Raw genomic sequence first — 13,781 nt, 5'->3', positions numbered from 1 at the left:
GCCACCAGCTCACCAAACCGCCACCGCACCGAATCAGCCAACGCAACCGGCCGATCCCACGACAACTCCCCCGACACGAACTCCTCCGCCGCCACCGCCCGCCGCGGCGTCGGAGCAGCCGAACCGAGCGCGGCACGCACCGTCCGGTGCTCAGGGCTCAGCACCAAGGCGAAGGAGCACACGGCGATCACCATCGCATTACGCGTACCGACCTTGCTGAACTGCTGCGGTCCGGCGTCCGCGGGCAGGTACACCGCGGTGATCAATTCCCCCGGCTCCAACGCGTTCCGCTTCACCCCGAGGTAGAACTCCTCCGCCGGAACGACCCGGGTGCCCCGCGTCGAGGCCACCTCCACCCGGCCGCCGAGTGCCAGCAGCACCGGATGCATGTCCCCGGCCGGCGAGGCGGCACCCAGGTTCCCGCCGACCGTGCCCCGGTTGCGGATCTGCGGCGAACCGACCGTGCGCGAAGCCATCGCCAGCCCCGGCAGCCGGTCCCCCAGCTCGGTGATGACCCGTGCGTAGGGCACTGCCGCGCCGAGCCGGACCTCGCCGCCGGAAATGGACCACTCCGCCAGCTCCGGCACCCTGGTCAGGTCGAGCAGCTCACCGGGCCGTCGATGGTCGAAGTTCAGCTCGACCATCACGTCCGTGCCCCCGGCGATCGGCACCGCCGCCGGGTGGGCGGCCAGCTCGCCGAGTGCTCCGGCGAGCGAATCGGGACGCAGGAACTCCACGTGCGGGCTCCTCCTCTCGGGGGGAGAACCCAGTACACGCCGAACGCGCGGCACTCGGCAACGGCGGCGCGCCATGAAAGCGGGCGCAGCGCGAGACCACCCGTTTGTGCTTTCCTACAAGCCTGATGACGACCGTGCGAACTCTGCTGGGCCTGCCCGGCCTGCGGCGGCACCCGAGCACCGGGGAAGAGCTGCTCGACCGGCCGGTGACCCGGCTCTACGTGACCGAGCTGCCCGACCCCGGCCGCTACCTGAGCGCGGGTGAGCTGGTGCTGTCCGGACTGCTGTGGTGGCGGGAGCCGGGGGACGCGGAGCCGTTCGTGGCCGCACTCGCCGAAGCCGGGGCCGCCGCGCTGGCCGCCTCCGGCGCGGATTCGGGCGGTATCCCGGACGATCTCGTCGCCGCCTGCGGCAGGCACCGGGTCCCGCTGCTGGAAGTGCCGCCGGACCTGTCGTTCGCGGTCGTCACCGAACGGGTGGTGCTCGCCCTCGCCACCGCTGCGGACGGGGCACGCAAACGCTTGCTCACCGCCGCTGCCGAAGGCACGCCGGTGCCCGGCCTGCTCGATCGCGCCGCCGCGGAACTGGGCACCGCATGCTGGGTGCTCTCCGCGGTGCCCAGGGTGGTCGCCGGGACCGCCCCGCTGCCGATCGACCCGGCCGAACCGGCCCGCCGTTTCGCCACCGCGCACGGCCGGCCCACCGCGGCCGGCGGGCTCAGCGTGCTCCCGGTCGAAGGCAGACACGCGGTGCCGTGGCTGCTCGCCGTGGCGGGCCCGCTGAGCGGTGCGCACGCCGAGCTTGCCGAAGAACTGGCCGGGTTGATCGGCCTCGCCCGAGCCCGCACGAGGCACGAACCGGCCGCCGTCACCGAAGGTCCGGTCCGCGCGATCGCCCTGCGCACCGAAGGCTCGGACGAGGCCGCCGATGTTCTGTCCGAGCTGCTCGCCCCCGGCCCGTTCGCCTTCGCCAGGACGGACGCGAGCGAGGCCTTCGCACTGGTCCCCGGCCCGGTCTGGCCCGACGGCTGGGCGGCCGCCGCGGCCGCCGCACTGTCCACAGTGGAACCTTTGCTGCGTGCTTCGCGCGTCGTGGCGGGCTTCGCCGACGCGATGCCCGCCGCCGAAGCGGACGGCGCACTGGAAGTCGCCCGGCACGCGCTGACCCTCGCCGCCGCACGGCCCGGCCCCGCCGTCGTGGTCCCCGCCGACGAGGTGGGTGTGCACCAGCTGCTGCTGGCCGGCGCGTCCGCGGAACTGCGGGGCGCGTTACGGCGCCGGTTGCTCGGCCCGCTGCTGGACTACGACGCCGAGCAGCATTCGGACCTCGTGCGGACCGTGCGGGTGTTCCTGGAGTGCTCCGGCTCGCCGACCCGTGCCGCGAAAGCACTGCACATCCACGTGAACACGCTGCGCTACCGGATCGGCCGAGCCGCCGAACTGCTCGGCGCCGACCTGGGCGAGTTCACCACCCAGGTCGAGGTCTACCTCGCGTTGACCGCGCAATAGCGGACCGAGCAGAGGACGGCGAGTGAAAACCACCGCCGCGTCCGGCAGCAGCGGGCGGATTACGCGGACAAGGCCGGCGCAGCGGCGGATCGCATCGCCGATCCCGGCCTGTCCCTCGCCGAGCGCCATCTCCCTGCCCGTCCCGGGTACCCGGAGCATGCGGCGGCTGCCACCGGAACGCATCCGGTCTTCGCCCGGGTCGGACTCCCCGGCCTGCGCCGACCCTCCGGTGGTGACGACCGCGCCACCACCGGAGGGGATCTCAGAGCGCCTTCGCCGCGCGGTCGGCCACCAGGTTGAGGAACCGGCTCGGCTCGCTCAGCTCGCCGCCCTCGGCCAGCAGTGCCATACCGTGCAGCAGTTCCGCCGTCTCCGCCAGCGCGCCCTCGGCCGGGTTCTCCGCGTACGCCTTGCGCAGACCTGCCACCAGCGGGTGTTCCGGGTTCAGCTCCAGGATCCGCTTCACCGGCGGGAGTTCCTGGCCCATCGCGCGGTACATCTTCTCCAGCGTCGGCGTGAGGTCGCCGGCGTCGCCGACCACGCAGGAGGGCGAGGTGGTCAGCCGCGACGACAGGCGGACCTCCTTGACCGTCTCCGACAGCGTCGCCGACATCCACTTCAGCAGGTCGGCGTACTCCGCCTTCTGCTCGTCGGAGGTCTTGTCGTCGCCGAGGTCGACCTCGCCCTTGGCCACCGACTGGAAGCTCTTGCCGTCGAAGCCGGTGACCGCATCGACCCACATCTCGTCGACCGGGTCGGTGAGGATCAGCACCTCGTAGCCCTTGGCGGCGAACGCCTCCAGATGCGGCGAGTTCTCGATCGTGGTGCGCGATTCACCGGTCGCGTAGTAGATGTGCTCCTGGCCGTCCTTCATCCGCGAGAGGTAGTCGCGCAGCGAGGTCTCCTTGGTCGCGTGGTTCGTCGAGGCGAACGACGAGATCTCCAGGATCTGCTCGCGGTTCTCCGGATCGTCGAGCAGCCCTTCCTTGACCGCACGGCCGAACTCGCGCCAGAACGTCTCGTACTTCTCCGCGTCCTCGGTCATCATCGTCTTCAGCGTGGAGAGGATCTTCTTCTCCAGCCGCCGCCGGATGGCGCGGATCTGGCGGTCCTGCTGCAGGATCTCGCGCGAGACGTTCAGCGAAAGGTCCTGCGCGTCCACGACACCCTTGACGAAGCGCAGGTAGTTCGGCATCAGCGCTTCGCAGTCGTCCATGATGAACACGCGCTTGACGTAGAGCTGCACGCCGCGCTTCGCGTCCCGCATGAACAGGTCCACCGGCGCCCGCGACGGCAGGAACAGCAGCGCCTGGTACTCGAAGGTACCCTCGGCCTGCATCCGCACGGTCTCCAGCGGATCGCTCCAGTCGTGGCTGATGTGCTTGTAGAACTCGTGGTACTCCTCGTCGGAGACCTCGTCCTTCGACCGCGCCCAGAGCGCCTTCATCGAGTTGACGGTCTCGAGTTCGGTGGCGGCCGCCTCGGCGCCTTCCGCATCCGCGTCGGCCGAGTCGCCCGAGCCGGTCTTGGCCATCCGGACCGGCCAGGTGATGAAGTCGGAGTAGCGCTTGACGATCTCGCGGACCTTCCACGGCGACGTGTAGTCGTAGAGGTGGTCCTCGTCGTCGGCGGGCTTGAGGTGCAGCGTGACGGCGGTGCCCTGCGGCGCGTCGGCCACCGGCTCGATGGTGTAGGTGCCCTCACCGGAGGACTCCCAGCGCACGCCTTCGTCGGTGCCCGCGCGCCTGCTCACCAGGGTGACCTTGTCCGCGACCATGAAGCTGGAGTAGAACCCGACGCCGAACTGGCCGATCAGATCCTGGCCGACGGTGCCCTTCGACTCTTCCTTCGACTCCTTGAGCTTGCGCAGGAACTCCGCGGTGCCGGATTTGGCGATGGTGCCGATCAGTGCCACCACGTCGTCCCGGCTCATGCCGATGCCGTTGTCGCGCACGGTGACCGTGCGCGCCTGTTCGTCCAGCTGGATCTCGACGTGCAGATCGTCGGTGTCCGCCTGTAGTTCCTTGTCGCGGAATGCCTCCAGCCGCAGCTTGTCGAGTGCGTCGGAGGCATTGGACACCAGCTCGCGCAGGAAGATGTCCTTGTTCGAGTAGATCGAATGGATCATCAGCTGCAGCAGCTGGCGTGCCTCGGACTGGAACTCGAGAGTCTCGACCGATCCGGTTTCCTCAACCATCGTGTTGCGTTTCCTTCCGCCCCTGAAAGACCGGCCGGAAGTCTACCCGCGTACCGCACGGCGGGCGTAGGCATCCAGGGTTGCCACCTCGAACGGCAACTCCCGCTCCGCGAGCGCGCCGCAGTGGAAACCGCCGAGGAGGTACCGGGCGAGTGCCTCGGCCGTGGCCGGTTCGTCCAGCACCCCGCCCGCGGTCCGGGACGCGTAGTCCCGCAGCCGCTGGGCCGCGGACGGCAGCCCTTCGCGGTAGAAGGCGTAGGTCGCGGCGAACCGGGTCGGCAGCTGGTGCGGGTGCAGGTCCCAGCCCTGGTAGAAGCCGTTCTCCAGGGAACGGCGCACCAGCCGCAGGTGCTCCGCCCACGCGCCGGCCAGATCCTCGCCCACCGGCAGCCGGTTGGTCGAACCGTCGGACAGCCGCACCCCGGTGCCTGCCGCCGCGACCTGCATGAACTGCTTCGCGAAGTCGGCAGCCGGATGCGCCATGCTCTGGTGCGCCGCGCTGATGCCGAGGCCGGCGCTGTAGTCGTAGGTGCCGTAGTGCAGTCCGGAACAGCGTCCGGCCGCGGCCTGGATGATCCGCGCCACCGAAACCGTGCCGTCCGTGGCGAGGATCGACTGCGCGGTCTCGATCTGCACCTCGAACCGCAGCGCGCCCTCGGTCAGTCCGTACGCCGATTCCAGCCCGGCGAGCACGTCCGCGGCCGCCTCGACCTGCTCCACCGCGGTGACCTTCGGCAGCGTCACCACGAACCCGGCGGGCAGCGGCCCCGCCTCCAGCAGGCCGGACAGGAACAGGTCGAGGGTGCGGATGCCCCGGCGCCGCGTCGCGGCCTCGAAGCTCTTGAAACGGATGCCGACGAACGGAGTGCCGCCGGTGGTCGCGAGCGTGCGCCCGGCGGCCAGCGCGGCGGCGTCCTCGACGTCGTCATCCGGACGGCCGTAACCGTCCTCGAAATCGATCCGCAGATCTTCGATCGGTTCGGTGAGCAGCTTCGCACGCACGCGCTCGGCCACATCCGGATCGAGGTTCAGCAGGTCCTCGTGCTCCACGAACACCCGCATCGCCTGCTTGCCCCAGTCGGCGACCAGGCGCGTGCGGTACTGCGACGCCGGCACGTACACCGTGTGCACGGGCCGGCGCCCCGGCGGCTCACCGGGGTAGCGGGCCGCGACGCGCGCGTCGGCCTCGGCCAGGCGCGCGTCGGCTGCGGTGTAGACGTCCTCGGTGAGCCGTCCTGCCATTACTGGATGTGCTCGTAGGCAGGCAGGGTCAGGAAGTCCGGGAACTCGTCGGCAAGCGCGACCTGCTCGAACAGCTCGACGGCCGGCTTCAGCAGCTCTTCGGGAACCTCCGCGGACAGCTCACCGCGCACCTCGGCGACGACCCCGCGCACCAGCTCCGCGGTGACCTTCTCGCCGTTGTCCAGCTGCGTGCCGTTCTTCACCCACTGCCACACCTGCGACCGCGAGATCTCCGCCGTGGCGGCGTCTTCCATCAGGTTGTGGATGGCCGCCGCACCGTTGCCGCCCAGCCAGGAGGCGATGTAGCGGACACCGACGTCGACGGCGGCCCGCAGCCCGGCGGCGGTGGCGCTGCCGGGCGTCGACGCGACGTCGAGCAGCTGGTCGGCGGTCACGCTCACCTCGTCGCGGGTGCGCTCCAGCTGGTTCGGCTGGTCACCGAGCACCTTGTCGAACTCTTCCTTGCACAGCTCGACCATGCCCGGGTGCGCGACCCAGGATCCGTCGAAGCCGTCGGTCGCCTCGCGCGACTTGTCCGCATGCACCTTGTCGAAGGCGCCCTTGTTCGTCTCCGGGTCCTTGCTCGGGATGAACGCGGCCATCCCGCCGATCGCGAACGCGCCGCGTTTGTGGCAGGTGCGCACCAGCAGTTCGGTGTAGGCCCGCATGAACGGCGCGGTCATGGTGACCGAGTTGCGGTCCGGCAGCACGAACTTCTCACCTGCGTCGCGGAAGTACTTGATCACGCTGAACAGGTAGTCCCAGCGGCCCGCGTTGAGGCCCGACGCGTGCTCGCGCAGTTCGTAGAGGATCTCCTCCATCTCGAACGCCGCCGGGATGGTCTCGATCAGCACGGTGGCGCGGATGGTGCCGTGCTCGATGCCGAGCTCCTTCTCCGCGTGGCTGAACACGTCGTTCCACAGCCGCGCTTCGAGGTGGCTCTCCATCTTGGGCAGGTAGAAGTACGGACCCTTGTCGGCGGCCAGCAGCGCACGCACGTTGTGGAAGAAGTAGAACCCGAAGTCGACCAGCGCGCCGACCGCCTTGCGCCCGCCGAAGCCGAGGTTGCGCTCGTCGAGGTGCCAGCCCCGCGGACGGACCACGATGGTGGCGTGCTCGACGTCGTCGCGCAGTGCGTAGTGCTTGCCGTTCTGCTCGAGCGTGATCGCGCCGCGGACCGCGTCGCGCAGGTTGACCTGGCCGCCGACGACGTTGGCCCAGTGCGGCGTGTTCGCGTCCTCGAAGTCGGCGAGCCACACCTTGGCACCGGAGTTCAGTGCGTTGATGGTCATCTTGCGATCGGTCGGGCCGGTGATCTCGGTCCGGCGGTCGCGCAGTGCGGCGGGAGCCTCGGCGACCTGCCAGTCACCTTCGCGGATCTCCTTGGTCTCCGGCAGGAAATCGAGCCTGCCGGTGGTCCTGGCTTCCTCCCGGCGCTTGCCGCGGGCGGCGAGCAGCTCGTCCCGGCGCGCGGCGAAGGCGTCGTGCAGCCCCGCCACGAAGGCGAGCGCCTCCGGCGTCAGGATCTCGTCCCCGCGCTCGACCGATCCGCCGAGAACCTGGGCTTCAGACATGCGAAACACCCCGAGTCGTGCGTTGGATAACGTCCCTACGGTTTTTACATCACGGACTATAGTTTCTGCATAGCGGAAGCTCAAACGATCGTAGGCAGTGCAGCTGTGAGGAGGACCACCGGTGGCGGAGAAGAGCGGACGGGACGGCGGCGTGCAGTCCCTGCAGCGTGCGTTCGAGCTGCTGGAGCACCTGGCGGACACGGGCGGCGAGGCCAGCCTGTCGGAACTGGCCACCCTGTCCGGGCTGCCGATGCCGACCATCCACCGGCTGATCCGCACACTGGTCGACCTCGGGTACGTCCGGCAGAACAGCAACCGGCACTACGCACTGGGCGCCCGGCTGATCCGGCTCGGCGAGAACGCCAGCATGCAGTTCGGGTCGTGGGCGCGGCCGCTGCTGGCGGAGCTGGTCGAGGAGGTCGGCGAGACGGCGAACCTGGCCGTGCTGGAACGCGACGAAGTGGTGTACGTGGCGCAGGTGCCGTCGAAGCATTCGATGCGGATGTTCACCGAGGTGGGCCGCCGGCTGCTGCCGCACGGCACCGGCGTCGGCAAGGCGATGCTGGCGCAGCTTCCCGCCGCCGACGTCGCCGCGCTGCTGGCCCGCACCGGCATGCCCGCCTACACCGAGCACACCTTCACCGATCCGGACGCGCTGGCAGCCGAGCTGAAGAAGATCACCGGCCAGGGCTACGCCCTCGACGAGGCCGAGCAGGAACTGGGCGTCCGCTGCATCGCGGTCGCGGTGCCCGGCGCACCGGTACCGGCCGCGGTGTCGGTGTCCGGCCCGTCCGGCAGGCTCACCGCGGAGGCGGTCGCGCACCTCGCGCCGGTGGTGCAGAAGATCGCGGACCGGCTTTCGCAGCAGCTGCCGGTCAGCTGACCGCGCTCGCGGCGTCACGACAGCGGCTTGTCGTCCACTTTGACGCCGTACCGCACGTCGCTGCCGTCGACCGACCGGATGGTGGCTGTGAGGCCGAACTTCACGGACCCGCTCACCAGCTGACACCGCATCTGCTTGTTCGGCACGGCATCGATCGGCCCCGGGCACACGATCGCATCCGGCCGCTGCCCGATCGACTGCTCGAGCGCGTCGGAAATCCCCTTCTCGAATTCGGCCTTCGCCACCTGCCGCTTGACCTCGACCTGCGCCGAACACCCGGCCAGCACCACCGCGGCCATACCCACAGCCAGCACCGCACGACGGAACACAGCAAGCCTCCTCAGGCCAAGACGGAACGGGGAATCAGATCGAGCAGATCGCACCGGAGATCCAGTGCGGGAATGAGCAGATCGGGATCACGGTGATCGAATGAAGACGTTGGTTTTGCGGGATCGCTGTTCCGGTAGAACGGGTCCAGGAAATCGAGGTTCGGGCCGTTGATCAAGAAGCCCTTGAACTTTCGCGGATCGGTCTTCAGGAAATGGGTCACCGGCGGGGTCAGCACCGCACGGGCGAACCGCTCGTCGGCAGCGGCGACCTCGAATCGATCGTCGAATTCCCGGTCGCCGGTCTGCAGGTCACCGCGCCCGATCGACTGATTGATCCGGCTCGCGAGCGGAACCCCCACCCGTACCCGCAGCGGCGGGCAATTCCGCGGAAGGCGTACCCAGATCTCTCTCGTCCAGCCGTTGTCCGCCCGGTGCCGCCGGTAGAATTCCGCAGCGAGGAACGGACGGCCCCGGTGCATCCCGGTAATGACATTGCGCGCCTTGATCGCCCGGGGCGGCCGGTAGAACGGATCCCGCGGGATGAGCGCCGCGTCCACGATCGTGCGATCACTTCGCCAATAGTCCGAAGGCGCGTTGACCGCCTCGTTGTAATAGTCGCAGAAGGCGTCGTTGCGTACGTCGAACCGCCAGCCCCGCCGGGGCCCTTCCTCCCGCAACCGGGCCAACGCACGCGCCTCGGCGCGCTTGCCGGAACGACTGTTCCAGATGAAGAACCAGACCATCAGACCGGCAAACACCAGCGTGCCACCGATGGTGCTGGTCAGGATGAGCGCGACGCTCACCGCGCGGGCTCATCATCGTCGTCGAACAAATCGAATTCCTCGAAGTACTCCTCATCCACCACGTCCGGTTGCGCACTCGCCGGCACCGGGGCCGGCGGCGCCACGGAATCCGGCCGGGCAGCGCCGAACAACCGCTCGTCGGAGTCGAGTACCCGGTCGAGCAATTCGGTGTCGCCCAAGCCCCGCCGCACGACGTCGGCCTGCGTCCGCGCCGCGGCGGCCTGCGCCTGGCCGATCGCCCGCATGACGTCCGCGGACAGCACCGACGGGTCGGTTTCGCCGGCCCGCTCGGTGAAGGTGACCGACGAAATCACCCCACCCGGACCGGCAATCACGGTGACCACGCCGTCCGGCGACGTCGCCCGCCCCGAAACGTCCTTCAGCTCGCCCACCACGCGCTGATAAGCCTCCGCGCGCAGGCGGTTGTCCGCGGCGGAGGCGTCGATCGCTTCGATGCGCGACAGCAGCTGCCGTGCTGTTTCGTTCATGCCTGCTCCGGCTTGATCGTGCCGAGGAACTTCTGGAAATCGTCGATGACGTGCTCGAACTGGTCCTGCAGCAATGCCGACAGCACGACGTGCAGTACCGCCCGCCGCCCCGGCTCCCGCTGATCGCGCAGCACCATGAACACCTGGAACTGCACCAGTTCCAGCCGGCGGCCGTTGATTCCGGCGATCAGCCGCACGGCCTGGGTCAGGCCGGGGTTCTGCGCGGACCCGACCTCGTTGCGACGACCGAGTTGCACGCCCTCCGCACCGGCCCGGCGCAGGTTCTCGACCGCCTCGTCGCCGACCGCGGTGAGCGGTGCGTCGTCGTGCCGGATCTCACCGGTGATCGCGATGTTCGCGGTGAATCCTTCACGCGCCGACCCGGGGTGCAACGCCACGAACGCCGCCTCGGGGGTACCGACCTCGTCGGGGGGAACCGATCGCCACCCGTCCGGCAACTCGAACACGATCGGGACGGGAAGAGTGCCTGCCACTGTGTCTGCTCCGAATCTGCTGTGTCTAAGCGGAATCTGCCACTGCCGGAGGTCAGAAGCCGAGGAAATCGCCAACGGCGCCGGCTGCGTCGGCTATGCCGTTGCCCACGTCGGAAGCCACGCCGGCCACGTCATCGGCAACGTCCTGCACGGTATCGGCGACTTCGACCGGGTCGAAGCTGAGGTCGAACCCGGCCTTGCCGCCGATCCCGACGGCCACGCCGAGCGAAGCGCCGATGTGGAACTTCCCGTCGTCGCCCATGCCGAACTGGCCACTCGCTTCGGCCCCGAATCCGGCCCAGGCCTCACCGTGCGCACCGGCGGTGACACCGGCGACCTCGCCGCTGACGTCGGCCTGGACCCGGCCGCCCCCGAACGCCTCGACCTTCCCTTGCGCCCCGGTCCAGCCGACCGAGCCCTCCGCGGACGCCTTGGCACCGATCTCGCCCGACGCACTGCCCTGCACCGAAACGTGGTCACCGTAGTGCAGCTCGCCCTCCGCGCTGCCCTTGGCCGCGTAGGCCTCCGCGAACGCACCCGCGTTGACCCCCAGATTGCTCGCGCCGGCATGCGCCCCCGCACCGGCGCCGAGCACCGCGCCGTCGAGCTTCCCGCTGCCGCCGAACGTTCCGTCGCCGAACTTGCCGTCCACCGATCCGTCGAGCACGGAGACCCCGGCGGAAGCGGACGTCGTGCTCTCGTCGGTGTCGATGCCGAGCTCCTCGAGCAAGCCGCCCAGCTTGTCGGTGAGCATCCCGTCGGACTGCCCGGAGCCCCAGGAAACCTCGCGGCTCTTGCCCTTGGTGAACTCCGTGCTCCACTCCTTCGTGAAGCCGCCGCCCGAATCCTTCTGGTAGCCCAGCTTCTTCGCGACCTCGTCGCCGGTCGTTTCGAGGGCGCGGCGTGCGCCGGCGAGGAGCTGTTCGGCTTGCTGTGTCGCGGCCCGGCCGGGGTCGGTGAACGGCGGCATCGGTCCGCCGGTGGCGATCGATTGGACCAGCTGTGCGTTCCACTGCGCGGTGGCCGCCCGGGTCGCGGCCTGTCCCTGGGTGTACATCTCGATCGCGCGTTGCGCGTCGGACTGGCTCTTGGTGAGCGCTTCGCCGTAGTCGGCCAGCGCCGAAGCGCCTTCGCCGAGTGAACCGATGGCGTCCAGCCACTTCTTCGGCTCCGCACCGAACTTCTGGCGGAACTCGTCGGCAGCGGCGCCGGTCCACTGCGCGGGGTTGACCCCGGCGAGCTCGTCGGCGATGCCTGCCATCTTCTGGATGGTGCCGGCGAGCTGCTTGAGATCGCCGGAGATGAGCTGCGGTTCGCCGGGGACGAGATCCTTGGGGTTGCGCGTCTCCCCCAGCTCGGCCGCCATCAGAACACCGGCCCTTCGGCGCCGGGTTCGCCTGCTTCGGCACTCGCCCCGGGAAACAGCTCCCGGGACCGCTGCGGACTCATCACGCCCGCGGGGCCGTCGTCGATCGACCCGCTGATCCGGCCGGTCGCCTCGCCGGACCACCCGCCGTCCGGATCCGCCTGCCTGCCGAGCCGTTCGTCCAGCTGTGCCGGGGTGAGACCGCCGGTGAACCCGCCGCCCGGCACGCCGTTCAGCCCGGCACCGATCTTCGCCTCGCCGGCGGACCCCAGCGGGTTCAGCACACCGGCGCCGATCTTCGTTGCACCACCGGAGCCCAACGGGTCGAGGACACCGGCGCCGGCCTTGCCGATCTCGCCTTCGGCCTGCTCGTCGCCGAGCAGGTACCAGCTCGCCGCCCGGCGCAGCGCTTCGCCGTGCTCCCTGGCCTGCTCGATCAGCCCGTCGACGACCGACTCGGTGTCCTCGATGAACGAGCGCCAGCCCTGCTGCACGCCGGGGTGCCCGTAGTCGCCGCTCGGGCCGGGCCACGGCAGTTCACCGACCCGGCCCACCACGTCCCCGATGTGATTCGCCGCATCGGTGAGCTCTTCCGGCACCGTGCCGAAACCACCAGTCATCCCCTCGAACCCCTCGATTACCGGTTGATCATCATCAGTGATCAAACCTGGCAGAAGCCGAGGGGAACTATGGGTGGATTATCCCGTGATCACCCGTTCGGGTCAGCCCAGCAAGGCGTCCACGAACGCGCCGGGTTCGAACGGGGCCAGATCGTCCGGGCCCTCGCCGAGCCCGACCAGCTTCACCGGCACGCCGAGTTCGCGCTGGACCTGGAACACGATGCCGCCCTTGGCGGTGCCGTCCAGTTTGGTCAGCACGATCCCGGTCACGTCGATCACCTCGGCGAACACCCGTGCCTGGGCGAGGCCGTTCTGCCCGGTGGTGGCGTCGAGCACGAGCAGCACCTCGTCCACCCGCGCCTGCTTCTCCACCACGCGCTTGACCTTGCCCAGCTCGTCCATCAGGCCGGTCTTCGTGTGCAGCCGTCCCGCGGTGTCCACCAGGACCGCGTCGACGCCCTCGGTGATGCCCTGCTTCACCGCGTCGAAGGCGACCGCCGCCGGATCCGCGCCTTCCTTGCCGCGCACCACCGAAGCGCCCACGCGCTCGGCCCAGGTCTGCAACTGGTCGGCGGCCGCCGCGCGGAACGTGTCCGCCGCACCGAGCACCACCGTGCCGCCCTGTGCCACCAGGACCCTGGCCAGTTTGCCGGTCGTGGTCGTCTTTCCGGTGCCGTTCACCCCGGCGACGAGGACGACCGCGGGCTGCTTCGCCCCGTCCACCTCGTGCGGCAGCGCGCGCACGGAGCGCTGGGCGTCGGTGGACAGCTCGGCGGTCAGCACCTCGCGCAGCACGTCGCGGGCCTCGGCGGAACTGCGCACCGCGCGGCGGCCGAGTTCGTCCCGCAGCCGTTCCACGATCTGCGTCGTGGTGGCCGCTCCGAGGTCGGCGACCAGCAGCATGTCCTCCACGTCCTGCCACGAGTCCTCGTCGAGGTCGCCACCGCCGAGCAGGCCGAGCAGGCTCTGCCCGAACATCGAGCGCGACTTCGACAACCGTCCGCGCAGCCGCTCCAGCCGACCGGTCGCGGGGTCGATCTCGTCCCGCTCCGGGGCCCCGGCAGTGTCGACGGGTTCGACGGTCTCGGCGGCTTCGGCCGGGGCGACCGGAGCATCGGTGTCCACCGGCTCGATCGGCTCCACGGTGCCGGGGTCGGCCGCCTCCGGGGCCGCCTCCTCCGGTTCGGGCAGCTTGACGTCGCGTACCGAACGCTGGTCGGAATCCCGCGGGACCGCGGCGTCGTCGCCGACGCCCGGCTGCCCGTCGACCTCCGGGCGCTCCGCCACCGGATGCGGCTCCGGCTCCGCCGGTTCGGCCTCCCCGCCGGGGGCGAAGGTGATCCCGCCGGCAGCGGTGTACCCGCCGCCCTTCGGCTTCTCCTCGACCGCGCGGGCTTCGGCGATGCTGATCCGCCGCCGTCGCGCGATGAGCAGGCCCGTCACCAGCACGGCGACCAGTACCACGACGATGGCGATGACGATCCAGAACCAAGTGCTCGACACGGCACCATCCTGTCATCCGCGCCGCGGGCCGCCCGGA

At 70.0% G+C, this 13,781-nt stretch carries 13 protein-coding genes; 2 read left to right on the top strand and 11 right to left on the bottom strand.

Features of this window, described 5'->3' with window-relative positions; all coding sequences use genetic code 11:
• Positions 1-737, bottom strand: a 737-nt coding sequence (locus ABD793_RS40025; RefSeq protein ID WP_344868865.1) for an FAD binding domain-containing protein, incomplete at its 3' end; no start/stop codon positions are given.
• Positions 738-862: 125 nt separating this feature from the next.
• Here ABD793_RS40025 and ABD793_RS40020 point away from each other — a divergent pair.
• On the top strand, positions 863-2,245 hold the full coding sequence (locus tag ABD793_RS40020; protein ID WP_344868864.1) for a PucR family transcriptional regulator ligand-binding domain-containing protein: 1,383 nt from the start codon (positions 863-865) through the stop codon (positions 2,243-2,245).
• Positions 2,246-2,507: 262 nt separating this feature from the next.
• Here the strand turns inward: ABD793_RS40020 and htpG are convergent, their stop codons facing one another.
• Genes htpG through aceB form a run of 3 tightly spaced genes read right to left on the bottom strand, consistent with a single transcriptional unit; the run spans position 2,508 to position 7,258 of the window.
• Positions 2,508-4,442: a molecular chaperone HtpG gene (htpG, locus tag ABD793_RS40015; RefSeq protein WP_344868863.1), complete on the bottom strand. Its 1,935-nt coding sequence runs from the start codon at positions 4,440-4,442 to the stop codon at positions 2,508-2,510.
• A 42-nt stretch (positions 4,443-4,484) separates the two neighbouring features.
• Positions 4,485-5,684, bottom strand: a complete 1,200-nt coding sequence (locus tag ABD793_RS40010; RefSeq protein WP_344868862.1) for a DUF6986 family protein — start codon at positions 5,682-5,684, stop codon at positions 4,485-4,487.
• Positions 5,684-7,258, bottom strand: a complete 1,575-nt coding sequence (aceB, locus tag ABD793_RS40005; RefSeq protein ID WP_344868861.1) for a malate synthase A — start codon at positions 7,256-7,258, stop codon at positions 5,684-5,686. The genes ABD793_RS40010 and aceB overlap by 1 nt, the downstream gene beginning before the upstream one ends.
• Before the next feature lie 121 nt (positions 7,259-7,379).
• Between aceB and ABD793_RS40000 the strand changes: the two genes are divergently transcribed.
• A complete protein-coding gene (locus ABD793_RS40000) occupies positions 7,380-8,141 on the top strand; it encodes an IclR family transcriptional regulator (RefSeq protein WP_344868859.1) in 762 nt (253 codons plus the stop codon).
• A gap of 14 nt (positions 8,142-8,155) precedes the next feature.
• On the opposite strand, the gene ABD793_RS39995 is transcribed toward ABD793_RS40000, so the two are convergent.
• The 7 genes from ABD793_RS39995 to ftsY all read right to left on the bottom strand — a co-directional run bounded on the left by ABD793_RS39995 (position 8,156) and on the right by ftsY (position 13,744).
• Positions 8,156-8,470: a DUF4333 domain-containing protein gene (locus tag ABD793_RS39995; protein WP_344868858.1), complete on the bottom strand. Its 315-nt coding sequence runs from the start codon at positions 8,468-8,470 to the stop codon at positions 8,156-8,158.
• A gap of 11 nt (positions 8,471-8,481) precedes the next feature.
• A complete protein-coding gene (locus ABD793_RS39990) occupies positions 8,482-9,273 on the bottom strand; it encodes a hypothetical protein (RefSeq protein ID WP_344868857.1) in 792 nt (263 codons plus the stop codon).
• Positions 9,270-9,761 carry a YbaB/EbfC family nucleoid-associated protein gene (locus ABD793_RS39985; RefSeq protein ID WP_344868856.1) on the bottom strand — a complete coding sequence of 164 codons (492 nt, stop codon included), beginning with the start codon at positions 9,759-9,761 and terminating at the stop codon, positions 9,270-9,272. The genes ABD793_RS39990 and ABD793_RS39985 overlap by 4 nt, the downstream gene beginning before the upstream one ends.
• Complete coding sequence (locus ABD793_RS39980; RefSeq protein ID WP_344868855.1) at positions 9,758-10,255, bottom strand: hypothetical protein; 498 nt, start codon at positions 10,253-10,255, stop codon at positions 9,758-9,760. The genes ABD793_RS39985 and ABD793_RS39980 overlap by 4 nt, the downstream gene beginning before the upstream one ends.
• A 52-nt stretch (positions 10,256-10,307) precedes the next feature.
• Positions 10,308-11,621 carry a putative T7SS-secreted protein gene (locus ABD793_RS39975; RefSeq protein ID WP_344868854.1) on the bottom strand — a complete coding sequence of 438 codons (1,314 nt, stop codon included), beginning with the start codon at positions 11,619-11,621 and terminating at the stop codon, positions 10,308-10,310.
• On the bottom strand, positions 11,621-12,241 hold the full coding sequence (locus ABD793_RS39970) for a hypothetical protein (RefSeq protein ID WP_344868852.1): 621 nt from the start codon (positions 12,239-12,241) through the stop codon (positions 11,621-11,623). Before ABD793_RS39970 ends, ABD793_RS39975 begins: the two co-directional genes overlap by 1 nt.
• Before the next feature lie 102 nt (positions 12,242-12,343).
• Positions 12,344-13,744 (bottom strand): signal recognition particle-docking protein FtsY, encoded by a 1,401-nt coding sequence (gene ftsY, locus ABD793_RS39965; RefSeq protein ID WP_344868851.1) that lies wholly within the window; start codon positions 13,742-13,744, stop codon positions 12,344-12,346.
• Positions 13,745-13,781 lie beyond the last annotated feature (37 nt).

Source organism: Amycolatopsis ultiminotia (assembly GCF_039536925.1).
GTDB classification, from domain to species: Bacteria; Actinomycetota; Actinomycetes; order Mycobacteriales; family Pseudonocardiaceae; genus Amycolatopsis; species Amycolatopsis ultiminotia.
This window is presented reverse-complemented; position numbering and strand designations above follow the sequence as displayed.

What these genes read in the sequence shown, in the direction of transcription:
- ABD793_RS40020 (WP_344868864.1), top strand. Translation starts at nt 863, where the DNA reads ATGACGACCGTGCGAACTCTGCTGGGCCTGCCCGGCCTGCGGCGGCAC.
- htpG (WP_344868863.1), bottom strand. Translation starts at nt 4,442, where the DNA reads ATGGTTGAGGAAACCGGATCGGTCGAGACTCTCGAGTTCCAGTCCGAG.
- ABD793_RS40010 (WP_344868862.1), bottom strand. Translation starts at nt 5,684, where the DNA reads ATGGCAGGACGGCTCACCGAGGACGTCTACACCGCAGCCGACGCGCGC.
- aceB (WP_344868861.1), bottom strand. Translation starts at nt 7,258, where the DNA reads ATGTCTGAAGCCCAGGTTCTCGGCGGATCGGTCGAGCGCGGGGACGAG.
- ABD793_RS39985 (WP_344868856.1), bottom strand. Translation starts at nt 9,761, where the DNA reads ATGAACGAAACAGCACGGCAGCTGCTGTCGCGCATCGAAGCGATCGAC.
- ABD793_RS39975 (WP_344868854.1), bottom strand. Translation starts at nt 11,621, where the DNA reads ATGGCGGCCGAGCTGGGGGAGACGCGCAACCCCAAGGATCTCGTCCCC.
- ABD793_RS39970 (WP_344868852.1), bottom strand. Translation starts at nt 12,241, where the DNA reads ATGACTGGTGGTTTCGGCACGGTGCCGGAAGAGCTCACCGATGCGGCG.